20 protein-coding genes are annotated in these 22,501 nt (G+C 65.1%); 8 read left to right on the top strand and 12 right to left on the bottom strand.

Translation table 11 applies throughout. The annotated features are described in order from the left end of the window. The first annotated feature begins 23 nt into the window (after positions 1-23). Both AC1DKY_RS20985 and AC1DKY_RS20980 read left to right on the top strand, forming a co-directional pair. Complete coding sequence (locus tag AC1DKY_RS20985) at positions 24-671, top strand: hypothetical protein (protein ID WP_441605208.1); 648 nt, start codon at positions 24-26, stop codon at positions 669-671. 58 nt (positions 672-729) lie between these two features. Further along, the gene (locus AC1DKY_RS20980; RefSeq protein ID WP_441605207.1) at positions 730-1,476 is read left to right on the top strand and encodes a pteridine reductase; all 747 of its coding nucleotides are present in this window, start codon (positions 730-732) and stop codon (positions 1,474-1,476) included. A 54-nt stretch (positions 1,477-1,530) separates the two neighbouring features. Here the strand turns inward: AC1DKY_RS20980 and AC1DKY_RS20975 are convergent, their stop codons facing one another. The 5 genes from AC1DKY_RS20975 to tsaD form a co-directional block, all read right to left on the bottom strand. Continuing rightward, entirely contained in the window at positions 1,531-2,388 is an 858-nt protein-coding gene (locus tag AC1DKY_RS20975; protein ID WP_441605206.1) for a DUF6159 family protein, read from the bottom strand. Positions 2,389-2,497: 109 nt separating this feature from the next. Further along, a complete protein-coding gene (locus AC1DKY_RS20970) occupies positions 2,498-2,809 on the bottom strand; it encodes a hypothetical protein (RefSeq protein ID WP_441605205.1) in 312 nt (103 codons plus the stop codon). A 216-nt stretch (positions 2,810-3,025) separates the two neighbouring features. Next, a complete protein-coding gene (gene folK, locus AC1DKY_RS20965) occupies positions 3,026-3,508 on the bottom strand; it encodes a 2-amino-4-hydroxy-6-hydroxymethyldihydropteridine diphosphokinase (RefSeq protein ID WP_441605204.1) in 483 nt (160 codons plus the stop codon). Positions 3,509-3,520: 12 nt separating this feature from the next. Continuing rightward, on the bottom strand, positions 3,521-3,880 hold the full coding sequence (folB, locus tag AC1DKY_RS20960; RefSeq protein WP_046972384.1) for a dihydroneopterin aldolase: 360 nt from the start codon (positions 3,878-3,880) through the stop codon (positions 3,521-3,523). Between the two features lie 117 nt (positions 3,881-3,997). Continuing rightward, complete coding sequence (gene tsaD, locus AC1DKY_RS20955) at positions 3,998-5,077, bottom strand: tRNA (adenosine(37)-N6)-threonylcarbamoyltransferase complex transferase subunit TsaD (protein ID WP_441605203.1); 1,080 nt, start codon at positions 5,075-5,077, stop codon at positions 3,998-4,000. A gap of 69 nt (positions 5,078-5,146) precedes the next feature. Here tsaD and rpsU point away from each other — a divergent pair, with 69 nt between their 5' ends. The 3 genes from rpsU (at position 5,147) to AC1DKY_RS20940 (ending at position 6,352) form a co-directional block, all read left to right on the top strand. Beyond that, a complete protein-coding gene (rpsU, locus tag AC1DKY_RS20950) occupies positions 5,147-5,362 on the top strand; it encodes a 30S ribosomal protein S21 (protein ID WP_014404075.1) in 216 nt (71 codons plus the stop codon). Positions 5,363-5,533: 171 nt separating this feature from the next. Next, positions 5,534-5,980 carry a GatB/YqeY domain-containing protein gene (locus tag AC1DKY_RS20945; RefSeq protein WP_441605202.1) on the top strand — a complete coding sequence of 149 codons (447 nt, stop codon included), beginning with the start codon at positions 5,534-5,536 and terminating at the stop codon, positions 5,978-5,980. A 201-nt stretch (positions 5,981-6,181) separates the two neighbouring features. Then, entirely contained in the window at positions 6,182-6,352 is a 171-nt protein-coding gene (locus AC1DKY_RS20940; protein ID WP_046972381.1) for a DUF1328 family protein, read from the top strand. A gap of 14 nt (positions 6,353-6,366) precedes the next feature. Here AC1DKY_RS20940 and AC1DKY_RS20935 read toward each other — a convergent pair whose 3' ends face one another. Beyond that, the gene (locus AC1DKY_RS20935; RefSeq protein ID WP_441605201.1) at positions 6,367-7,005 is read right to left on the bottom strand and encodes a GNAT family N-acetyltransferase; all 639 of its coding nucleotides are present in this window, start codon (positions 7,003-7,005) and stop codon (positions 6,367-6,369) included. 147 nt (positions 7,006-7,152) lie between these two features. Here AC1DKY_RS20935 and dnaG point away from each other — a divergent pair, with 147 nt between their 5' ends. The 3 genes from dnaG to AC1DKY_RS20920 all read left to right on the top strand — a co-directional run bounded on the left by dnaG (position 7,153) and on the right by AC1DKY_RS20920 (position 10,375). Continuing rightward, positions 7,153-8,940, top strand: a complete 1,788-nt coding sequence (gene dnaG / locus AC1DKY_RS20930; protein ID WP_441605200.1) for a DNA primase — start codon at positions 7,153-7,155, stop codon at positions 8,938-8,940. A gap of 193 nt (positions 8,941-9,133) precedes the next feature. Next, complete coding sequence (locus AC1DKY_RS20925; RefSeq protein WP_046972420.1) at positions 9,134-9,760, top strand: DedA family protein; 627 nt, start codon at positions 9,134-9,136, stop codon at positions 9,758-9,760. 12 nt (positions 9,761-9,772) lie between these two features. Next, positions 9,773-10,375, top strand: coding sequence for a pentapeptide repeat-containing protein (locus AC1DKY_RS20920; RefSeq protein WP_477180041.1), 603 nt, complete (start codon positions 9,773-9,775; stop codon positions 10,373-10,375). A gap of 18 nt (positions 10,376-10,393) precedes the next feature. Here AC1DKY_RS20920 and AC1DKY_RS20915 read toward each other — a convergent pair whose 3' ends face one another. From AC1DKY_RS20915 to AC1DKY_RS20890, 6 genes are all read right to left on the bottom strand, one after another. Next, positions 10,394-11,902, bottom strand: coding sequence for an efflux transporter outer membrane subunit (locus AC1DKY_RS20915; RefSeq protein WP_441605198.1), 1,509 nt, complete (start codon positions 11,900-11,902; stop codon positions 10,394-10,396). A gap of 2 nt (positions 11,903-11,904) precedes the next feature. Then, complete coding sequence (locus AC1DKY_RS20910; protein WP_441605197.1) at positions 11,905-15,006, bottom strand: efflux RND transporter permease subunit; 3,102 nt, start codon at positions 15,004-15,006, stop codon at positions 11,905-11,907. Further along, positions 14,999-16,108 carry an efflux RND transporter periplasmic adaptor subunit gene (locus AC1DKY_RS20905; RefSeq protein WP_441605196.1) on the bottom strand — a complete coding sequence of 370 codons (1,110 nt, stop codon included), beginning with the start codon at positions 16,106-16,108 and terminating at the stop codon, positions 14,999-15,001. The genes AC1DKY_RS20910 and AC1DKY_RS20905 overlap by 8 nt, the downstream gene beginning before the upstream one ends. A gap of 284 nt (positions 16,109-16,392) precedes the next feature. After that, complete coding sequence (locus AC1DKY_RS20900; protein WP_441605195.1) at positions 16,393-18,042, bottom strand: Na/Pi cotransporter family protein; 1,650 nt, start codon at positions 18,040-18,042, stop codon at positions 16,393-16,395. A 217-nt stretch (positions 18,043-18,259) separates the two neighbouring features. Further along, entirely contained in the window at positions 18,260-20,929 is a 2,670-nt protein-coding gene (mgtA, locus tag AC1DKY_RS20895) for a magnesium-translocating P-type ATPase (RefSeq protein WP_441605194.1), read from the bottom strand. Between the two features lie 167 nt (positions 20,930-21,096). Further along, positions 21,097-21,336: a hypothetical protein gene (locus tag AC1DKY_RS20890; protein WP_441605193.1), complete on the bottom strand. Its 240-nt coding sequence runs from the start codon at positions 21,334-21,336 to the stop codon at positions 21,097-21,099. Between the last annotated feature and the right edge of the window lie 1,165 nt (positions 21,337-22,501).

Raw genomic sequence — 22,501 nt, 5'->3', positions numbered from 1 at the left:
CGCCGCCCTGCCGAGCCCGGTCCATGTCCCCGTCTTCTAACCAGCTACCGGCCGTCATCGCCGACCATGGCCGCGTGACCCAGGCCATCCTGGATTTCGTGAGCCAGATTCCCGATAGCCAGGTGCCCGGCGCCCGCGATCCCGAGAAGGAAGCCCGCCGCCTCGCCACCCGCGCGCAGCAACGCGCCGGCCTTACCGCCGGCTCGCTGGCCCTGCCGCCAGGCCCGCTGGGCTGGCTCACCGTGCTGCCGGAAGTCGTGGCGATCTGGAAGATCCAGGCGCAGATGGTCAGCGACATCGCGGCCGCCTATGGCCAGCACTCGGAGCTGGGCCGCGAGCAGATGCTGTGGTGCCTGTTCCGGCACACGGCCGCGCAGGCGTTCCGCGACCTGGTGGTGCGCGTCGGCGATCGACTGCTGTTTCGTCGCGTCACCACCTCGCTGATCGAGCGCGTGGCCAAGACCGTCGGCATCAAGGTGACCCAGCGCGCCGTAGGGAGTGGCCTCTCGCGCTGGATCCCGGTGGTCGGTGCGGTAGGCGTGGGCAGTTACGCGTATTACGACACCGGACAGGTGGCGCGCACCGCCATCGCCATGTTCAGCACGCCATTCGAGACGCAGGCCACTGACGCCGACGCCGCTTCCGCGGACACCACGGCGCCGGCGGGATGACGTCGCCAGTGCTTTGGGGCAAGCTCGCGCCCTGGTTGCGTCACGCAGGAGCCCACGCATGAATACTCAGCACGAGCGCCCGGTGGCCCTGATCACCGGCGCGGGCAAACGCGTCGGCGCCGTGATTGCCCGGACTCTGCATGCGGCAGGCTACGATCTGGCGCTGCACTACCGCCACTCGGCCGCCGACGCCGAATTGCTGGCCGCCTCGCTGGAACGGCAGCGCAGCAACAGCACGTGCATCGTGCAAGCGGAACTGGCCGATCTCGGTGCATTGCCGGGCGTGGTGCAGCGCGCACTCGATCGCTTCGGACGTCTGGATGCGCTGGTCAACAATGCGTCGGCGTTCTATCCCACGCCGGTGGGTACGGCGACACCGGCGCAGTGGAACGAACTGTTTGCCTCCAACGCGCAGGCGCCGTTCTTCCTCGCCCAGGCGGCCACGCCTGCCCTGCGCGCCGCACGCGGCGCCATCGTCAATCTCGTGGACATCTACGCGGAACGCCCGCTCGCCAACCATCCGGTCTATTGCATGGCGAAAGCAGCGCTGGAAGCGATGACGCGTTCGCTCGCCCTTGATCTGGGCCCCGATGTGCGCGTCAACGGCGTGGCGCCAGGCGCCGTGATGTGGCCGAGTGATGGCAAGGCCTACGACGACCAGCAGGCCATGCTCGCGCGCACGCCACTGCAGCGAGCCGGCTCGCCCGAGGACGTCGCCGGCGCAGTGCTATGGCTGCTGCGCGACGCGCCGTTCGTGACGGGCCAGATCATCCGCGTGGATGGCGGACGCACGCTTTCCGTGTGAGCAAGAAAAAGGGCGCCGCAGCGCCCTTTCCTTTCATGCATCGACTCAGACGATTTACTTCTTCTTGGGCCTGAAGGCCTGCTCGAGCATCGCCTGGTCAAAGCCGTAACCCACTTCGCCCTCTTCGGCGTAGCGATACAGCGCAGCGGCGTAGATGCCTTGCAGCGAGGCCTGGACCAGGCCGAGCATGGTCAGGCCCACCACCACGATCACGATGGCCGCAATGATGGCCGTGATCGACTGCGTGGCAAAGGCGCCGCCGACGAGCAGCGCGGCCACCAGGATGGCGACGAACATCAACAGGCCGAACACCACGCCGATGCCGGCGTTGCCGATGATGTTTTCGCCCCAGGTGCGCTTGAGCAATTCCACGCTGCGCGAGATCGCTTCGGTCGGACCCACGTCCTGGCTGGCCAGCACCGGCACGACCAGGAAGGTCGCCACGGTCCAGGCCAGACCAAGGAAGCCGGCGACCAGGCGACCGATCAAACCGAGGCGCTCCTGCAAGGCACGCAGCACCAGACCCACGGTGGCGGCGATCAGTGCATAGCCGAAGATGTTGACGATGCGCGAGCGTGCCACTGCCATGCCCTCGCCAAAACTGGTGGGCTCACCGCGCAAGCGGGCCAATGCAGCGCCGGCCAGTGCGGTGTTGAAGAAGATGATCACGAAGTACTGCACGAGGTAGAACAGAAACAACAGCACATAGCCGCCGACGGTCATGCGATGACCTTGCTCGACAGCTGCGCCGGACGCCATCAGTGCAACGATGATCGGCACCAGGAAGCTGGCTGCCACGAGCAGGCAGCAGATGCTGGAGGCCAGCGGGAACATCAACAGCGACTTGTCCGAACGCAACACTTCCGCACTGGCCTTCATCAGGCTCCAGCTGCGCGAAAAACGACCTGCCATATCCCTACCCCCATTCCATGTTAGGTGGAAAGGTTTCTAGCATTAGTTGTGTCGCCGGGACAGTGCTGGCGCCGCTGGTGTCAGGCAGATGTCAGGCCGGGCCGGCGTGTTACCAGGAGCGGCGCTTGGGTCGGAACACCACGCGCTCATCGAATGCCTCGCACAGCAGGCTCAGCACGCCGCCGGCCGCAATGATGGCGAGCAACAGCACCAACAGCCAGGAATCGTAGAAGAAGCGATGCGCCTTGAAGCCCAGCCACGCCGCCGCCGCGCACGTCACGATGACGAGTACCAGCGGCGTACCGTAACTCACGACGGCATCGCAGCCGGAACAACTGCGGATGCCGTGCGCGGCCGCGCTCTGGCAATGCGGACAGATCACATAGCGGATCGATGCAACATCTTTGCGCGGGTTCGACATGCTTCCCTGCTGACTCTGCTTGCGTTCACTGCATGCCGGTATGGCGGATGGAACGGCAAAACGGCGCCCGCGAAACGCGCAACGCCAATGGGCCGACTTGAAGGCCACAGCGTATTTCACGGGAAATTTGCAGGAAATCGGACGAGTCCGAAAAGCCATCGCCAGCAAAGGAACGAGGCGCGCGGATTGGTCACCGCAAGTCGCGCACGCGAGCGCTTAAAGCGGCTCGACCACCAGCGGTTCGCTATCGGCGGGAAACGACGACCACAGCGCGGCCATGGTCTGGCCGGTCAGCGGATGCTTGAGCTGCGGCGCAATATCGGCGATGGGCTTGAGCACGAAGGCGTGGCGCAGCTCTTTGCGCGGGATATCCAGATGACCTTCGCCCTGCCGCACCAGGTCGTCGTACAAGACGATGTCGACATCGAGCGTGCGGTCGGAATAGCGCGGCACGTCACGACGGCGACCATGACGGTCTTCCAGCGCGTGCAACCAGTCGTTGAGCGCTTCGGGAGAAAGATCCGTGTCCAGCCCCACGGCCAGATTCACGAAATCCGCGCCATCAAAACCCACCGACTTGCTGCGGTAGGCGGGCGACACCGAGAGCGCGCCGAAGCGCGCGCGCAGCTCGTCGATGGCGGCACGGAGATAATGCGCGGGTTCGAGGTTGGAACCCAGGCTCAGATAGACGCGTGCCATCAGATCAGCGCGTCACTGCGGTCGCGTACCGCGTTCGATGCGCACGCCCACCGACTTGGCGCCGCGCACGGCGCCAGGCTTGGAGAGCTTCAACCGCACCCACGACACGCCGAACTCTTCGCGAATGATGGCGGCGCATTTTTCCGCCAGCGTCTCCACCAAGCCGAAGCTGGACGCGCCGACATAATCGATCAGGCGCTTGGACACGTCCTTGTAATTGAGCGTAAGCGCGATGTCGTCGCTGGCGGCAGGCACGGTGTTGTCGAACGCCATTTCGATGTCGAACGACAGCGTCTGCCGCACGCGGCGCTCCCAGTCGTAGATGCCGATGACGGCATCGATGCGCAGGTCTTCGATGAAAACGATATCCATGCGGGTAGGGTAGCGATCTCTCTGTGGGAGCGCACCCTGTGCGCGACTGCGGCGTATCGTCGTCACCGCTCCGTTGGCTTGTCGCGCACAGGGTGCGCTCCCACAGGGTGGGTGTCGTTACGTGGCCGGCGGCAGCGTTTCCAGGTCCCAGCGCGGATACACCTGCACGGTCTCATCCTGATGCTGTCCATGCGCAAGACGGATGGCGCCGGCCAGGGCGATCATGGCGCCGTTGTCCGTGCAGAACGCCAGGCGCGGGAAATACACCTGGAAACCATCCTTCGCACCCGCTGCCGCCAGTTCGGCCCGCAGATGCTGGTTGGCGCCCACGCCACCGGCGATCACCAGCCGCTTGGCGCCGCTGGCCTGCAGGGCGCGACGGCACTTGATGATCATGGTGTCGACGATCGCTTCTTCGAATGCACGCGCCACGTCGGCGCGGGTCTGCTCGGTCTGGTCCGAGTTCTGCCAGGCCAGCAGCACCTGGGTCTTGAGCCCGGAGAAGCTGAAATCCAGGCCGGGGCGGTCGGTCATCGGGCGGGAGAAGCGGAACACGCCGGGACGACCCTGCTGCGCCAGCTTGGCCAGCGCCGGACCGCCGGGGTACGGCAGACCCATCAGCTTGGCGGTCTTGTCGAACGCTTCGCCGGCGGCGTCGTCCAGGGTGTCGCCGAGGATCTTGTATTCGCCAATGGCTTTGACTTCCACCAGCATCGAATGGCCGCCGGACACCAGCAGCGCCACGAACGGCGGCTCGGGCGGGTTGTCCTCCAGCAGCGGGGCCAGCAGGTGGCCTTCCATGTGGTGCACGCCGATGGCCGGCACACCGAGCGCCCAGGCCATGGCACGGGCCGCGGAGGCGCCGACCAGCAGCGCCCCGACGAGACCTGGACCGGCGGTGTAAGCTACCCCTCCCAGGTCGGCCGGCGTCAAGCCAGCCTGGGCCATCGCTTCGCGCACCAAAGGCAGCAGTTTGCGCACGTGGTCGCGACTGGCCAGCTCCGGCACGACCCCGCCGTATTCGGCGTGGAGCTTGATCTGGCTGTAAAGCGTATGTGAAAGCAGGCCATGGCCAGGCGCGCCCGGTTCCCAGCGCAGCAGGGCTACGCCGGTCTCGTCGCAAGAGGTCTCGATGCCCAGTACCGGCTTGTTTGCCGGCGGCTCGTACTGGGGCTTTGAAATTGCTGTCGTTTCCACGTTATACTTCGCGGCTCACCGTATTCAAACGGCTCGTTCAGGCGAGCCAGTCTAACACTTGGAGTCTCCATGCCCAGCGTAAAAGTCCGCGAGAACGAGCCGTTCGAGCTTGCCCTCCGTCGCTTCAAGCGCACCTGCGAAAAGGCCGGCGTCCTGGCTGAAACCCGCAAGCGCGAGTTCTATGAGAAGCCGACCCAGGAGCGTAAGCGCAAGCGCGCTGCCGCGGTGAAGCGTCACCTGCGTCGCCTCTCGCGCGACACGTCGCGTCGTACGCGTCTGTACTGAGCCTCCTCGTCCGCCCTGCGGACGATCCGAGGTTCTCGTGGCGCCCAGGCGCCATGACAGGTAGCCAGGCAGCTGGCGCGTCCATCCGCTGCCGCTGTGTCTTCGCAGACCTACACTAGCCGGCGTTGCCCAGTGCAACGCCGGCTTTTGTGTTTCCCAAGGAAAATCCTCATGACCCTGAAGCAGCAGCTCACCGACGACATGAAGACCGCCATGCGTGGCGGCGAGAAAGATCGCCTGGGCGTGATCCGCCTGATCCTGGCCGCGATCAAGCAGCGCGAAGTGGACGAGCGCATCGAGCTCGACGACGTGCAGACGCTGGCCGTGCTGGAGAAGATGGTCAAGCAGCGCAAGGATTCGATCACCCAGTTCGAGGCCGCCAACCGCACGGACCTGGCCGACATCGAACGCGCCGAGATGGTGGTGATCGACACCTACCTGCCGACCAAGCTTGGCGATGAGGAAATCGACGCGCTGATCACCGCCGCCATTGCCGAAACGGGCGCCAGCTCGGCGCGCGACATGGGCAAGGTGGTGGCCGCCGTAAAGGAAAAGGCTGCCGGCCGCGCCGACATGGGCGTGGTGTCCGGCCGCATCAAGGCGCGCCTGGCCGGCTGATCGCCTGGCTTCGACGCCCGCTGGCGTTACACCTCATCGAACAGCGCGCCCCGCCTGCGGGCGCGCCCCGGTGCATCGCCTGGCGCGATGCCCCGGCACTTGCACTACCTCCACAACGAAGCTGCACGGCCTTCACAGTCGGGCCCCTAAAACGGCACGGCCACCGGCTGCGCCGGTGCCCTTCGTCAATGGGAGTGACACATGCTTAAGTGGGCCATCATCCTCGCCATCGTCTCGCTGGTGACCGGCTGGCTGGGTTTCGGCACCTTGTCCGGCGCGACCGGCGCGATCGCCAAGGTGCTGTTCGCGATCTTCATCATCCTGTTCTTGCTGGCCCTGCTGGCCGTCATCGGCGTCATCCACATGGTCTAGGGCCGGCTCGCGCCCTAGTCGATGATGCGTTCCATGCGCCGGTGGTCGGGCACCCGGCCGCGTTCGTTGGCGAGTCGTGACATGCGCTCGCCCACGACCTTGAAACCGGCGCGCCGGTAGAGGGCCTCGGCCCTGGGATTGCTTGCGGCAACATCCAGCGTGACGCGGCTGCGTCCGGTCTCGCGTGCGGCGCCCACCAGCTGATCGATGAGTGCGCGGCCGATGCCGTGGCCACGTAGCTCGGGCAGCACCGCGAGATGCGCCAGGTAGTGCATATCGTCCTGGGGCGGCTGGATCACCGATTCCACGCGCAGCCCACGTGCCATGACGCCCAGCCCCCGGCGCAGTCCGTAGTGGCGGATGATCTGCCTGGCCGCGGCCAGGGTAAACGGCCATTTCGCATCGGCGCCAAAGCCCGCGCCCACCGCCACCACCTTGCCCTCGGCAACGCCCACCCAGTGGTTGCGCCAGCCAAACTCGCCGGCGCCATCGACAAAACAGTGCTGCAGGAAGGCCTGCGCATCGCCGCCATCGCGGGTGGTGAACACGTAATCGAACGCCACCGGGCCCGAGCTGTAGATCAATGGCACGGCTACCGCGGCGTCTTCGGGCGCAGCCGGTCGAAACCGTACCTGCAGGCCCGATCTGGCCATTTCCAGCACATTTCCCATGGCACCCCCGGCCATCGCAACGCTTCGATCGGAGCATAAGGCAGCCCGATGACAGGCGCAGTGGCTGGCGAGGCCCGAACTGGGGGTGAAAGCGGCCATCGACGTGCGCAACCGATAGACTACGTAACTATGCGCGGACGTATCCCTGACAGCTTCATCGACGAATTGCTGACTCGCGTCGACATCGTCGACGTGATCGAGCGACGCGTGCCGTTGAAGAAGGCGGGACGCGAGTGGACGGCCTGCTGTCCGTTCCACAACGAGCGCACGCCGTCGTTCTACGTGAGCCCCGCCAAGCAGTTCTTCCACTGCTTTGGCTGCGGCGCGCACGGCAGCGCGGTGAAGTTCCTGATGGACTATGAGCGCCTGGAATTCCCCGATGCGGTGGAGGAACTGGCGCAGTCAGTGGGGCTCACCGTGCCGCGCGAAGGCGGCGACGACCGCGTCCAGCGCGAGGACAAGACCGACCTCTACGCCCTGCTTGATGCAGCGGCGGGCTGGTACGAAAAAGAGCTGCCCAAGAACGCCGACGCGCAGGCCTACTGCAAGAAGCGGGGGCTCGATGCGCAGACCATCCAGCGTTTTCGCATCGGCTGGGCACCGGCGGGTTTTGACGGCGTGATCAAGGCGCTGGGCGGCAGCGATAAGCGCATGCAGCTGCTCAACGAAGCGGGCATGGTGGCGAGCAGCGAACGCGGCAGCCGCTACGACCGATTCCGCGAACGCTTGATGTTTCCGATCCTTGATCGCCGCGGTCGCGTGATCGCCTTTGGCGGCCGCATTATTTCCAGCGCGCCTCCTGCGCGCGAAGGTCAAGAAGCGGGCATCCCTGCCCGCACTCCTCAAAAAGAGCCCGGCCCCAAGTACCTAAATTCGCCCGAAACGCCGCTATTCCACAAGGGCCGCGAACTGTTCGCGCTGTGGCAGGTGAAGCAGGCCAATCCCAGCCTCACGCGCATCGTGGTGGTCGAGGGTTATATGGACGTGATCGCCATGCATCAGGCGGGGCTGCCGATCGCAGTCGCCACCCTGGGCACGGCCACCACGCCCGAGCACACCGAAGTGCTGTTCCGCGCCGCGCCCGACGTGGTGTTCTGCTTCGACGGCGATCGCGCGGGTCGCGCTGCCGCATGGAAGGCGCTGGAAGCGGCGCTGCCGCGACTGCGCGACGGACGCCAGGCGTACTTCCTGTTCCTGCCCGATGGCGAAGATCCCGACACGCTGATCCGCAAGGAAGGCAAGGATGGTTTCGAGAGGCGCCTCAAAGCCGCCACGCCGCTCTCCGAATATTTCTTCGGCGAACTGGCGCACGACGTGGATACCGCCAGCCTCGACGGCCGCGCCCGCCTCGCCGAACGCGCGCGTCCGCTGATCGCCCGGCTGCCCGATGGCGCGTTCCGCGATCTGATGGCGCAGGAGCTGGAGAAGCGCACCGGCGCACGCGCCACGCTGGACACCACGCCCGCGCCGCGCTCTGCGCTGCAGCGGCCCACCGTGGCGCAGCGCTCGCTGGTACGCAGCGCGATCGCTTCGCTGCTGGCACAGCCGGGCATGGCCGACCAGGTGGAACGACCCTATGGCTTCCTGCGCCTGGACAAACCCGGCGTGGAACTGCTGGCCGAACTGATCGACACGGCCCGCTCGCGTCCGGGCATCAACCCCGCCGTGCTGGTGGAACATTTCGCCGAACGGCCCGAATACCCCGCCCTGCAGAAGCTGATGGCGGCCCTGGTGGTCGGCGAGCCGGAGGCCCAGCGCGCGGAGTTCTTCGGCGCACTGCAACGCATGGAAGAACAGGCCGTGATCCAGCGCCGGGACTGGCTCACCGCCAAGAGCCGCGATGGCACGCTCGACAGCGCGGAAAAGGCTGAACTGCGCGAGTTGCTGGCCCGGCGCGTGGTCACTCCCCCGGCGTAACCTGCCTGACACAGTGGCCGCTGCATGCCGCCTCGGCATGAAAAGAACAGGGTTCTAACTATTGGCCCTGCAAGATTGCGCCTCAGCCCACAGGGAGCGTAGCGAGGTGCGCCAGCGCAAGCGTACGGACGTCTTCATATGGGATCATCGACCCTTAGTGAGGCATGGGTAGTCCGCCCGGGCATGGATGGTGATGGAACTACTTGAACGACTGGTCACGGTGTTCGCCGAAAACGGCTACCTCGCGGTATTCATCGCGTTGTTGCTGTGCGGCGCCGGCGTACCCTTGCCCGAAGACATCACCCTGGTCGCCGGTGGCGTGATCGCCGGTCTGGGCTACGCCAATGTGCACACCATGTTCGGCGTCGGCATGGCCGGCGTGCTGATCGGTGATGCCGGCATGTTCCTGCTCGGCCATCATTTCGGCGCACGCATCCTCAAGATCCGTTTTGTCGCGCGCGTGCTCACGCCGGAGCGCTACGCCAAGGTGCAGGAGAAATTCGAGCGCTATGGCAATCGCCTGATGTTCATCGCGCGCTTCCTGCCGGGCATGCGCACCGCCGTGTTCATCACGGCCGGCTCCACGCATCGCGTGTCGTTTCTGCGCTTCTTCCTGCTCGATGGCTTGGCCGCGCTGATCAGCGTGCCGATCTGGGTTTATCTCGGCTACCTGGGCGCCGACAACCACGAGTGGCTGGCCATGTGGATCCACCGTGGCCAGAACGGCCTGTGGCTGGTCGGCGGCGCCGCCCTGATCGTGGCGCTGGTGCTGTGGTGGCGGCACAAGCGACGCGTGGCGTGCGAGTCCGGTTCACGCTGAAGCCTTCAACGCATGGCCGATCACGTCCTCAGCGAACGCGAATATGACGATGAGTCGTTGGCGGACCTCGATCTGGTCGGCGCCACCCTCGATGGCATCCGCTTTCGCGACTGCAGCTTCACCCGCTGCAACTTCAGCGAGGCGACGCTCGCCCGGTGCCGCTTCAGCGACTGCGAATTCCAGGACTGCAATCTGAGCCTGGCCGTGCTCACCGGCAGCGGCTTCGACGGTACCCGCTTCACCGACTGCAAGATGGTTGGCATCAACTGGACGAAGGCGCACTGGCCACGCCTACGCACGGCCAAGGCATGGGTGTTCAAGCGCTGCGTACTGAACGACTCGTCATTCTTCGGGCTGGACCTGCGCGAGTTTGCCTTGATCGATTGCCGCGCGATCGATGTCGATTTCACCGATGCCAATGGTGAGGACGCGGACTTCAGCGACACCGACCTGCGCGACAGCGTGTTCGCCCGCACCCGGCTGGTCGGCGCCAATTTCAGCGGCGCGCAGAACTATCGCATCGACATCTTCAACAACGACATCAAGCGCGCACGCTTCTCGTTGCCCGAGGCGGTGGCCCTGCTCGACAGCCTGGACGTCGAACTGCAGGACTGACGCTGCCAGCGGCGGAACTCAAGGTGACTTGGCATCCGCCACATTGCCCGCATCCTGCCTGTGCCACCAGCCGCCACCCAGCGACTGGAACAGCGCCACCGTATCGGAATAACGCGCCGCCCTCGCCTGCACCAGGCTCAACGCCGCCTGCTGCCAGGTGAGCTGTGCGTTGAGCATGGCGCTTTCGCTGATATCGCCGAGCGTCAACTGGCGTTTTGCGATGTCGAGGCTGCGCGCCGCCGCTTGTTCGGCGCGCTCGGCAGCAACGAGTGTGCGAGCGTCCGCGTCGATGGCGTGCAAGGTATCGGCCACGTTCTGCACGGCGCCGAGCACGGTGCTGCGGTATTGAGCTGCCGCCTGTCGATACGCCGCTTCCGCGCCGCGCTGCTTGTGCTTGAGCGTGCCGCCGTCGAACAGCGGCTGCGTCACCGAGGCGCCCACGGCCCAGAAGCCGCTGGCCGCGGTGAACAATTGGCTGGTCTTCTCCGACGCCGTGCCAAGCGACGCATTGATCTGCACATTGGGGAGACGATTGGCGATCGCCACGCCAACCTGCGCACTGGCCGAATGCAGCTGCTCTTCGGATGCGCGCACATCGGGGCGCTGCTCGACCAGCTGGGCCGGCAGGCTCAGTGGCAACTGAGTGGGCAGCTGCAGGCCGTCAAGGTCGAACTGCGCATCGATGCGCTGGTCCGGCGTGCGTCCCGTCAGTGTTGCCAGCAGGTCACGCTGTTGCGCGAGCTGCTTGTCCAGCGGCGGCAGGCTGGCACGACTCTGTTCCAGCGTGGCGACCTGCGCGGCAATGGCCGCTTCGGATACATCTCCCAGCGCCTGTTGGCGCTGCAAGGTGCCGAGGATCTTTTCCTGTTCGTCGATGATCTTGTGGGTCAGTTCGATCTGCGCTCGCAGCGAGGCTTCCTGGATGGCCGTGTTCACCACATTGCTGGTCAGGCTGAGGTAGGTCGCCTCCAGCTGAAAGCGCTGTTGATTGGCCTGTGCCGTGAGCGATTCGACCTGTCGGCGGTTGGCGCCCCAGATATCGAGCACATAGGACACACTCACCTGCGCCGTGGTCAGCGTGTACAAATCAGCGTTCGATGCCACGCCGCTGGCCACGTCGTTGGCAAAGTCCTGACGCGTGGGATTCGCGCTCGCGTTGATCGTGGGAAAGTATGCCCCGCGCTGCGCATACACCGACTCCCAGGCCGCCTGCAGCGATGCGTGCGCGGCTTCGATATCGGCATTGTGCCTGAGCGCGTCATCGATCAGGCCGTTGAGCGGCCCGGAGTGAAACAGCGTCCACCACTGCCCGGGGATATCCATCGAGGCGAGCACATGCTGCGCTTCGCCGCCCGGTCCAGCGACTGATGCTGTATCGCTGGCCATGGGCGTGGGCGAGTACGACTGACCCTGCGACGACACTTGTGGCCGCTTGTAGTCCGGGCCCACGGCGCAGCCGGTCAAGGCGATGGCCACGGCAAGGGCAAGCGTGCCGTGTAGCGAACGACGAAACGTGGTCTTGATCATGTTCACAGCTCCCGCGAGGGATGCGGACGGTGCTTGCGACGATGGCGCTCGATGCCACGCTCAACAGCGAAGTAGAAGCCCGGAAGGATGAACAGCGTCAGCAGCGTGGCGATCGGCAGGCCGCCCACCACGACAGTGGCGAGACCGCGTTGCACGTCGGTGCCAACACCGGTGGCGAGCGCCGCGGGCAACATGCCGACGCTGGCCACGGTGGCCGTCATCAGCACGGGACGAAAGCGTTCGGTCGCACCTTCGAGAACGGCATCGCGCAACCCATGCCCGTGCTTACGCACCCGGTTGATGTTGGCGATCATGATGATGCCGTTCTGCACCGCCACGCCAAACAGTGCGATGAAGCCGACCGCGGTGGCGATGTTCAAGGTCTCGCCGCGCAGGTGCAGCGAAATCAATCCGCCCACGGTAGCCAGCGGCACCACTGCCAACACCATCACCGCCTGATGCAGCTTGCCGAACTCGGCAAACAGGAACACCAGCATGATGCCCATCACCAGCGCCATCACCACCACCAGCCGCGCCTGGGCGCGCTTCTGGTTTTCGAACGTGCCGGCCCACTGGAGGCTGTAGTTCTGCTTGTCGAAATGCACCTTGGCGTCGATCTGCTGCTGCGCGTCGGCCAGATACTCGGAAAGCGCGCGATCGCGGTTGTCCACGCGGATGGTCAGCTGGCGCTTGCCCTGCTCGTGCGCAATGGTGCTCTCGCCGGTCTTGAAACGGATATCCGCCACCTGCTTCAACGGCACCTGCGCGCCGCTGGCGGAACTCAACGGCAACTGGCCGATCGCTTCGAGGTTGTTGGCGGTCTCGTTCGACACGCGCGTGGTCACGTTGTAGATGCGGTCGCCGACATAGACCTGGGTCACCGGCGTGCCGCCAATAGCCGTCTGGATCAGGTTGCTGATGTCGCCGATATTGATACCGTAGCGCGCTGCCGCGTCGCGATCGGCGGTGATCGCCAGCTGCGGGATCGGCGGCTCCTGGAAGATCGACGCCTCGGCCGTGCCGCGCACGCCGTGCAGTACATCGACAATCTGGTTGCCCACGCGCCGCAGCTCGGTGAAGTCGTCGCCATAGATGCGCAGCACCAGCGGACTGTGCGCGCCGCCGATCATGTCGTTCTCGCCATCGACGATGGGCTGGCTGATGCCCACCGACACGCCGGGTATCTGCTGCATGCGTGCATTGAAGCGGCGCAGGAAGACCGCCTTGTCCTCGCCATGCGGCCAGGTGTCGTACGGCTTGAGCCCCACGCCGGCTTCCACGTGCGACGGCGTCCACGGATCGGTGCCGGTATCGTTGCGACCCAGCTGCGTCACCACGTACGACACTTCGGGAAACTCGCGGATCACGCGACGCAGCTCGGCCGTCATCTCGCTGGCCTTGTCCAGTGACAGGCCCGATGGCATCTGCACCTGCAGCCAAAGCGAACCTTCGTCCAGGTCCGGCAGGAATTCGCGACCGATGGTGGCGCCCAGCAGCAGCACGCCGACCAGGGCGACGCCCGCCACCGTGTAGACCACGGGCAACTTGCCGAGCAGCTTGCCAAGCCAGGCCGTATATCCCGCCTGCAGGCGCTCAAGTGGCTTGTTGCGGAACAGCTTGCGCGGTTTGCGCAGCGCAAAGTACGCCAGACCGGGCGTCAACGTGACCGTGCACAGCAGCGCCGCCAGCAGGGCATAGCCCACGGTGAACGCCATCGGCCGGAACAGCTTGCCCTCGGCATGCTCGAACGCGAACAGCGGCAGATACGCCGTGATGATGATCAGCGTGGCGAAGAAGATCGAGCGGCCCACGTGCTTGGTCACCGTCATCACATCGTCTTCGGTGAGCACCGAATTGGGCCTCTCCTCGCGGCGCCGCAGGATGGCCTCGGTCACCACGATCGTGCCGTCCACGATCACGCCGAAATCGATCGCACCCAGCGAGAACAGATTCGCCGGCATATGCGTGAACTGCATCAGGATGAACACGGTCACCAGCGACATCGGAATCGCCACCGCAGCCACCATGGCCGAGCGCGGGCTGCCCAGGAACAGGATGAGCACGATGCACACCAGGCCGACGCCTTCCATCACGGTGTGCAGCACTTTTTCCTTGGTCGCGTTCACCAGGTCGTCGCGGTCGATGTACGGCACGATGCGCACATCCTGTGCGGCCAGCTGCCTGTTGAGGTCGGCGACGGTGGCGTGGATGTTCTCCAGCACGCGCGACGGGTTCTCGTACTTCAGCAGGTCGACGATGCCTTCGATCGTGTCCGGATTGCTGTCCTTGCCCAGAATGCCCTGGCGCACCTGATGACCGTATTGCAGCTTGCCCAGGTCACGCACCAGCACGGGGACGCCGTTGCTCTGGGTGACCACGATGTCGCCCAGTTCCTTCAGCGTGTGCACCATGCCGATGCCACGGACGATGTACGACTGATCGCCGCGCGTGATGCGTCCACCGCCGGCGTTGGCCGTGTTGGAGGAGATCGCGCCGGTCACCTGGTTCACGCTCACGCCGTAGTGCAGCAGCTGCGCGGGGTCGAGCTCCAGCTGGAACTCCTTGGTGAAGCCGCCAAAGATATCCACGTTGGCGACGCCCGGGATCTTCTGCAGCGCGGGTATCACCACCCAGCTCTGCAGCTCCGACAGCTGCATCAGATTCTTGCTGTTCGATTCGAGCGTGTAGCGATAGATCTCGCCCGCTGGACCAGATACGGGATCGAGGCTGGGCGTGATGCCGGACGGCAGCGTGGCTTGTGCGATGCGCTCCATCACGCGCTGGCGTTCCCAGTAATCCTCGGCGCCGTCCTTGAACACCAGGGTGATCAACGACAGGCCGAACGTGCTGCTCGAGCGCATGGCCACCAGACCCGGCGTGCCGGCCAGCGCGCGCTCCAGCGGCGTGGTGATCTGCTGCTCGATCTCTTCAGCGGCTAGGCCCGGCACCTGGGTGGTGACCTGCGCGGTGACGTCGCTCAGTTCCGGGTAGGCCTCGATGGCCAGCTGCGTCCACGAGTAGTAGCCGAAGCACAGCACCAGCACCGACACCACCAGGAAGATCACGCGCTTCTGGAAGCAGAAGTGGAAGATCGCGTTAATCATTGAGCAGGACTCCGCCCTTCACCACCACGCGATCGCCAGCCTTCAGCCCCTTGACCACGCGTGCATCGGTCGACTCGTCGTAGCTCAGCACGATCGTGCGACGCTCGAATGCCCACGGCGACACTTCCACGAACACCGTGGTGTTGTCGTTGTTCATCAGCAAGGCGGACTCTGGCACGAACACTTGTGCCGGTTGCGCCACGGCGATGCTGGCCTTCGCGAACATATTGGGCTTCAGCCGTCCATCCGTATTGGCGAACACCGCGCGCACCATGTCGCGACGCGTATCCGCCTGCAGCACCTGGCTGACGAACCCCACCTGGCCGTGGAACACCTGATCGGGATAGGCCGACAGCGTCGCATCGACGGCCTGCCCCCTGGCGATGCCGCCCACGTCCACCTCCGGCACGTTCGCCGTGATCCACACCGAATCGAGATCGGCGATCGTCATCAACGGCGTGGTGGTGTCGTTGGCATAGGTGCCGGGCGCGGCGGACAGCGCCGTCACGTAGCCGCTCACCGGTGCGGTGATGCGGATGCTGCGCGAGGGGCCGGCCTGCCCGGCGACATTGATCGATTGCAGTCGCGTCTGCGCGCGTTCGAGTTCGGCCTGGGCCTGGCTGTAGGTGCTTTGTGCGGCTTCCAGGTCCTTTACCGCGTTGCCACCGGCCTGTTGCACGCCGCGCGCGCGATCGAGCCCTTTCTTTGCCAGCGCGAGTGCGTCCGTGGCCTTGGCGACATCGGCATACGCCTGCGCCATATCGCCGGATTCGATCACCGCCAGCAACTGGTTGCGCGCGACATGATCGCCCAGCCCGACCTTGAGCTCGGTGATGCGACCGGTGAGCGGCACCACCACGTTGGCCGTGCGCGCAGGATCCGATTCCACCGTGGCGGGAAACACCATCGTATGAGGCGCGGCGCGCATCTCTACCGGTGCGATGCTGAGCGCCTTGCGCAGCGGGGAGTCAGCGGGAACACGCAGCATGCCGTGGTCTTCCACGAACGGCGGCGACGGTGCCTGATCGTCGGCGCGGTGCGAACACGCAACCAGGGACAGACCGGCGAGAGCGATGAAGAACGAGGTGAGGCGTAGCGTCATGGGTATTCCCCTTGCAGTACTTGGCATGCCTGCCCGCCACGGTCATCGACCATGAGGCAGTGTTTGCGAAGGGGATGGCGCGCGTCTCTTCAGGAGACCGAGCGCATGACCCGCTCGCGGACTGGCCGTTGCCGGCCGCCGCGTGCGGGTGTCACTCCAGGGGGAGTGAACGCAGTAGCGGGGTCGACTCGGTCAGCAAGAATTTTCGATGTCAGTCGATGGGTCCGGGTCCAATGTGCCGCTGCTCCGTTACAAGTTGAGTACGTTATCCAATGAGGCTTACGTCAGGTCGTCGCGGGCTCGCGAACAAGGCGATCCTGCAGCAAACCGGCGCGCTCCAAAGGCAGGTAAGCGAGTGCTGCCAGGTGAGAGTGAATACGCTTGAGATCGCGCAAGATGCGCAGATAGACGTCTCCACCGCCGCCGCCATCGCGACGTTCGCGCAGCGCACGGATATGGCGCTCCGACGCTTCGTTCTCCAGCTTCCACAGCACCTCCTTGCGCGCCATCAGCTGCTGCGCTGCACGCACATCGCCGCGCAGGAACACGGTGAGGCCCAGGCGCAGGCTTTCCATCACCTGCGTGTGCATCAAGGCCAGGTCCTGGATGTCTTCGGCCGAAAAATCCTGGCCGCGCTCTGCCTTTTTGGCGGCGAACTCCATCAGGTTGTTGGCGGTGATGTCGCCGATGTGCTCGATGTTGATCACGAACGCGAGGATCTCCTGGCTACGCTCGCCGTCCTCCTCGTTCAAGGCTTCGCCGTTGAGGTCGGCGAGATACTCACGGATGGCCATGCCGAGTCGATCCAGCGAGGTGTCCATGCGGCTGATCGCCGTGGCCCGCGCGCGGTCGTCCTTGCCGAACACTTCCACCAGCCCCGTGAGCATGCCTTCCACCATGTCGGCCATGCGCATCGATTCGCGCGCGGCATTCGCCAGCGCGACGTTCGCCGTTTCCAGCGCACCCTCGTCGAGGTATTGCGGCACGCCGGGATCGTTCGGCTTGGGCGGATCGGGCAGCAGGCGCACCAACAGGCGCGCCAGCCTTTCCACCGGCACGATGAAGAGCAGAGCGAGCGACAGATTGAACGCCGTATGGAAGTTCACCACGATGCGCGCCGGCGAGGCGCCCAGCGGTGCCAGCCAGTGCGCCAGCAGCGGCAGCATCGGCAGGCACACGATGCAGCCGAAGGCTCGCACCATCAGGTTGCCCATCGGCAGGCGACGCGCCACCGGCGTGTGCGCTTCCATCAAGGCAGGAATGGTGCCGCCGAGATTGGCGCCGAGCACGAGCGCGAGTGCACCGGAGGCATCGACCACACCCGCATTGGCCAGCGAGACGATCAGCAACACCACCGCCACGCTCGAATGACAGGCCCATGTGAGCAGCGCGGCCACCAGCATCGCGAGCACCGGCTCGCTGGCCAGGCTCTGCAGGATGGCGCGCAGCACCTGCGCGTTTTCCACCGGCGCCATCGCCCCCACCAGCAGGTGCAGCGCCAGCAGCATCAGCCCAAGACCAATGGAGACGCGGCCGATGTTCTCGTAACTCACATCGTCGGTGCGGCGATGGATGGTGAAGCCGATCAGGATAAGCACCGGCGCCACCACCGCGATATCGAACGACATCACCTGCACGATCAGCGTGGTACCGACGTTGGCGCCGAGCATCACGGCAAGACCCGGCGCGAGACCGAGAAAGCCGCTTGCGGCAAACGACGTGGCCATCAGGCCGGTGGCCGTACTGCTTTGCAGGATCGCCGTGACGCACACGCCGAAACCCAGCGCGGCCGGACGATGACCGAGGTAACGACCCATCCAGCGGCGCAACGCGCTGCCGTAGCCACGCAGCACGCCGCTGGTGACCATGTGCGTGCCCCACAGCAGCAGGGCGACGTAGCCGGCGATATCGAGCAGAGCGAAGGTGCCTTTCATGGCGCGACCTCCTTGGGTAGGCGGAATGCATGAAGCATCCGCGGACTTCCTTGCGGGAGTCTTTGGTGTGGAGCGAAACGCCTCGGCGTCGCACTGAAGGAAACGCTGGTGACTGCCCGTCAAGGGCGAAATTTCGCGTTGCATAGCTGCCGTCATTCCGGCAAACCGCAATGACGAATTAGCGAGGCGCGGCAGACTCTACCGCCGCGCCCTCACCTCACAACCAGCGTCCGTACCGCTTGATGTAAACCAGCTTCACCAACTGCGTCAGCACGCAATAGGTGAGCACGGTCAGCGCGAGCCAGCCGAAATAAATGCCCGGCAGCGGCACCATGCCCAGCTTGCCGCCGATCGCCGTGAACGGGATCAGCATGCCGATGATGATGATCGCCGTGGTCAGGGCCAGCACCGGTGCCGAGGCGATGCTCTGCAGGAACGGGATGCGGCGCGTACGGATCATGTGCACGATCAGCGTCTGCGTGAGCAGGCTTTCGATGAACCAGCCCGACTGGAAGAACGACTGGTGCGCGTTCGAATTGGCGCCGAACAGATACCACAGCAGCAGGAAGGTGGTGATGTCGAAGATCGAGCTGACCGGTCCGATCCACACCATGAAACGGCCGATATCGCTGGCATCCCACTTGCGCGGCTTGCGCAGGTACTCATCGTCCATGCGGTCGAACGGGATCGACAGCTGCGAGATGTCATACAGCAGATTAAGCACCAGGATCTGCAACGGCAGCATCGGCAGGAACGGCAGGAACGCGCTCGCCACCAGCACCGAGAACATGTTGCCGAAGTTGGAGCTGGCGGTCATCTTGATGTACTTGATGATGTTGCCGAAGGTGATGCGACCTTCGATCACGCCTTCTTCCAGCACCATCAGGTTCTTTTCGAGCAGGATGATGTCCGCCGATTCCTTGGCGATATCGGTGGCGGTATCCACCGAGATGCCCACGTCTGCTTCGCGCAGCGCGGGCGCGTCGTTGATGCCGTCGCCCAGGAAACCCACGGTGTGGCCCTGGCGCTGCAGCGACTTCACCACGCGTGCCTTCTGCAGCGGCGACATCTTGGCGAACACGGTGGTGCGCTTGACCAGCGCGTCGAGCTCGTCGTCGTTCAACGGCTCGATGTGCTTGCCCTGCGCGGAGTGCTCCACGTCCAGGCCCACTTCGCGGCAGATCTTGCGCGTCACCGCCTCGTTGTCGCCGGTGATGACCTTCACTTCGACGCCGTGGTGATGCAGCGCCGCGATGGCGGTGGCCGCGCTGTCCTTCGGCGGATCGAGGAACGCCAGGCAGCCGACCGCGATCAGGTTGCTTTCGTCCGCCACGCCATAGGCACGGCCGGCCGGCGGCTGGCGCTTGATGGCGACCACGAGCACGCGCAGACCATCTTCGTTGAGGCCGCGCGTCATCGCCTTGATGTCGGCACGCATCTCGTCCGTCATCGGCAGGATCTCGTCACCGGCCTTGGCCGACGCGCAGATCGACAGCATTTCCTCGACGGCGCCCTTGCACACCAGCAACTCGTTGCCATCGCCATTGCCCAGCACTACCGACATGCGGCGGCGCTGGAAGTCGAACGGGATCTCGTCGACGATGCGGTAGTGCTGCGCGACCACTTCCAGGTCGCGATGGGTCAGCACCGCCTTGTCCATCAGGTTCTTCAGGCCGGTCTGGAAGCGGCTGTTGAGATAGCCGTATTCCAGCGCCTCGTCCGACTCCTCGCCGTACAGATCGAGGTGACGTTCCAGCACGATCTTGTCCAGCGTCAGCGTGCCGGTCTTGTCCGTGCACAGCACGTCCATCGCACCGAAGTTCTGGATCGCATTGAGGCGCTTGACCACCACCTTGCGCTTGGACATCGCCAGGGCGCCCTTGGCCAGGTTCGCCGTGACGATCAGCGGCAGCATCTCGGGCGTCAGGCCCACTGCCACCGACAGCGCGAACAGGAAGGCTTCCCAGAAGCTGCCCTTGTCGTACCAGTTGATCGCCAGGACGATCGGTACCATCACCAGCATGAAACGGATCAACAGCCAGCTGACGCTGTTCACGCCGCGATCGAAGCTGGTCTGCACGCGCTCGCCCACGATGGTGCGCGCCAGCGAACCCAGGTAGGTGCGCGAACCCGTCGCCACCACCACCGCAGTGGAGGTGCCGCTCACCACGTTGGTGCCCATGTAGCAGACGGTGGGCAGATCCAGCGGATTGTCAGCGTGCTGGCCGCCTTCCATTTCGTCGGCGCCATGCAGGTGCGCGGGCGCGGACTTCTCCACCGGCAGCGATTCACCGGTGAGGATGGCCTGGCTGATGAACAGGTCCTTCGCCGATACCAGGCGAAGATCCGCGGGCACCATGTCCCCGGCGGCGAGATGCACGATGTCGCCGGCGACCAGTTCGCTCACCGGCACTTCGATGCGCTCGCTATGGCCGTCCGACGCGCGACGCGTCACCGTGGCGGTGTTGCGCACCATGGCCTTGAGCTTTTCCGCGGCCTTCGACGAACGGTATTCCTGGGTGAAGCTGAGCAGCACGCTGATGCCCACCATCACCGCGATGATGATCGGGCCGGTGAGATCGGAGCTGTCCGTCGCCAGCTGGACGATGGCCAGCACCAGCAGCACGATGATGAACGGGTTCTTGAACGCCGTGAGCAACTGCACCGACCAGTGCGGCGGCTTCTCGTGCGACACCTCGTTGAGCCCGTCGCGATCCAGGCGCTCGGAGATCTGCTCTTCGTTCAGACCGGCGGCACTGGTGTCCAGCGCCGCATACAGCGCCTCGTTGTGGCGGAACGCTTCCTGCGCCACGGCCACGCGCACCGGCGCGGCGGCGCTCGTGCCGGCCGCCTTGCCTGCGACGGTCTGGGTGGAGTGCTTCAACATGACTCGCTTCCGTGAAATCGGTGACATCTGAGCCGGACCAGCGAGCCGGCGGGACCTGTCCCGCGCGTGACGCCAATGCCTGCGCTACGAACTTCGTCGCAATCGACGCCCGCGGACTGGTGGGGGCCAGCCCTTGCGCGGCAGCTCGAGGCGCGGCGAGGTTTTCATCAGTGACTGGATACCAGTTGCAGATGACGATGCGCTTGCGAAATAGCATGTTCCTGCCAACGCGCGGCCTGGCGGCCGTGCGGGGCATCGGAATGACGAAGGTCGGACGACGGGGAAGACTGCGCCTCGCCCAGCGGGGCAGGCACAGTGATCGTCCAGGAACGGCGGGTATCCGCACGACGGCTTGCCAGCGCGCGGGGTGCGACGCGCAGGCGGAAGAATTCGCGAAGGAGCTTCATGGCCCTTTCTCCTCGTTAACGGCGCCAACAGCGCCGTCAGAGGTGGGCCGGTCTTCCCTAGTCCAGGAAAGCGCCAGCCGACCGCAGGCGGTCGCCGCAGCAGATCAGCTTGTTATGCAATGCCGGCACCCGATGCTCGCGGATGTCGACGTTGCGACTAGGGTAAACGTCCATATGCCTTGGGTTGATAGGACAGAGGCCACTGAGGGCGCGTAACGCCCGGTAGCGGGCGAATTGTCTTGCTGCGGTGCGCAAGTGTCAACCCTGTGACGGGGGTTTGGGGGGCGAAAGTTGTTGCGGTGAGGTGGGTGTGTTTTTGGTGTGAGCCCAGCGCAGGTAGGTTTTGGTCGTCACCCAGGCGCACCCAGAAAGGACGGGGATCGGTCGCGCCTTTCGACAGCCGACTGGCTGATCATCCATCGCCCCGGTGTTTGGTTTTAGCGATACGGCGATCTGGCTCGCCTGCCGCGGGCTTCCGTCCTCCTGCCCGCGACGCAAAGCTAGTCCCCTTTTTGGGAAGGCCGGGAGAAGGCCCCCCCCGGATGACGCGCCTTCCGGGCCTGCGGCCCTCCAGGTGCGCGGTCGGGTTACGGGGACCCCGAAGGTCACGAGCGACATCAAGAGCCGGGCAGCGTCCCGTGTTGCAGGCCCGGGCCGGCAGATCTTTTGTAGGAGCGCACTTGTGCGCGACCAACCGGAGCGATCCACCGCGGCGCTGCGGTCGCGCACGAGTGCGCTCCTACAAGGGTTTCGCACGCTGTGACGCCCATTCAATCTTGCGATCGCTCTTTGTGGGAGCGCACCCTGTGCGCGACAAACCTACGGAGCGGTACACCCCAGCGTGGCCGTCGCGCACAGGGTGCGCTCCCACAGACAAGCGGCAGGCGCGGCAAAGGACGGAGCGATGCCCGAAGCCGATGCGCAGCGAGGCCCCGCTTTAAGTCCTCAGCGATTCGGGCGCGTTGCGCAGCGCTTTGCGGTATCCCCTGTGTACCCTCGGAGGTTGTCCCATCAGACGCGCCTCGAGCGTTCGGGCTTATCCCAGCACGATGCTGCGGGCGTTATCAGGCCATTTTCTTTGGGTTACTTTCGACGCGAAGCTAGTCCCGAGGGATCTTTTGGGCCAGCAAAAGAAAAGTGACTCGAGCGGCGGCAGCCGTTCGAA

The sequence above is a fragment of the Dyella sp. 01N448 genome, from assembly GCF_056399225.1.
The sequence above is the reverse complement of the archived record's forward strand: the minus strand, read 5'-3'. Positions and strand labels throughout refer to the sequence as shown.

Bases quoted from the DNA above. Each gene is read 5' to 3' on its own strand.
- AC1DKY_RS20985 (WP_441605208.1), top strand. From the start codon at position 24: ATGTCCCCGTCTTCTAACCAGCTACCGGCCGTCATCGCCGACCATGGC.
- AC1DKY_RS20980 (WP_441605207.1), top strand. From the start codon at position 730: ATGAATACTCAGCACGAGCGCCCGGTGGCCCTGATCACCGGCGCGGGC.
- AC1DKY_RS20975 (WP_441605206.1), bottom strand. From the start codon at position 2,388: ATGGCAGGTCGTTTTTCGCGCAGCTGGAGCCTGATGAAGGCCAGTGCG.
- AC1DKY_RS20970 (WP_441605205.1), bottom strand. From the start codon at position 2,809: ATGTCGAACCCGCGCAAAGATGTTGCATCGATCCGCTATGTGATCTGT.
- folK (WP_441605204.1), bottom strand. From the start codon at position 3,508: ATGGCACGCGTCTATCTGAGCCTGGGTTCCAACCTCGAACCCGCGCAT.
- folB (WP_046972384.1), bottom strand. From the start codon at position 3,880: ATGGATATCGTTTTCATCGAAGACCTGCGCATCGATGCCGTCATCGGC.
- rpsU (WP_014404075.1), top strand. From the start codon at position 5,147: ATGCCCAGCGTAAAAGTCCGCGAGAACGAGCCGTTCGAGCTTGCCCTC.
- AC1DKY_RS20945 (WP_441605202.1), top strand. From the start codon at position 5,534: ATGACCCTGAAGCAGCAGCTCACCGACGACATGAAGACCGCCATGCGT.
- AC1DKY_RS20940 (WP_046972381.1), top strand. From the start codon at position 6,182: ATGCTTAAGTGGGCCATCATCCTCGCCATCGTCTCGCTGGTGACCGGC.
- AC1DKY_RS20935 (WP_441605201.1), bottom strand. From the start codon at position 7,005: ATGGCCAGATCGGGCCTGCAGGTACGGTTTCGACCGGCTGCGCCCGAA.
- dnaG (WP_441605200.1), top strand. From the start codon at position 7,153: ATGCGCGGACGTATCCCTGACAGCTTCATCGACGAATTGCTGACTCGC.
- AC1DKY_RS20925 (WP_046972420.1), top strand. From the start codon at position 9,134: ATGGAACTACTTGAACGACTGGTCACGGTGTTCGCCGAAAACGGCTAC.
- AC1DKY_RS20920 (WP_477180041.1), top strand. From the start codon at position 9,773: ATGGCCGATCACGTCCTCAGCGAACGCGAATATGACGATGAGTCGTTG.
- AC1DKY_RS20915 (WP_441605198.1), bottom strand. From the start codon at position 11,902: ATGATCAAGACCACGTTTCGTCGTTCGCTACACGGCACGCTTGCCCTT.
- AC1DKY_RS20910 (WP_441605197.1), bottom strand. From the start codon at position 15,006: ATGATTAACGCGATCTTCCACTTCTGCTTCCAGAAGCGCGTGATCTTC.
- AC1DKY_RS20905 (WP_441605196.1), bottom strand. From the start codon at position 16,108: ATGACGCTACGCCTCACCTCGTTCTTCATCGCTCTCGCCGGTCTGTCC.
- AC1DKY_RS20900 (WP_441605195.1), bottom strand. From the start codon at position 18,042: ATGAAAGGCACCTTCGCTCTGCTCGATATCGCCGGCTACGTCGCCCTG.
- mgtA (WP_441605194.1), bottom strand. From the start codon at position 20,929: ATGTTGAAGCACTCCACCCAGACCGTCGCAGGCAAGGCGGCCGGCACG.
- AC1DKY_RS20890 (WP_441605193.1), bottom strand. From the start codon at position 21,336: ATGAAGCTCCTTCGCGAATTCTTCCGCCTGCGCGTCGCACCCCGCGCG.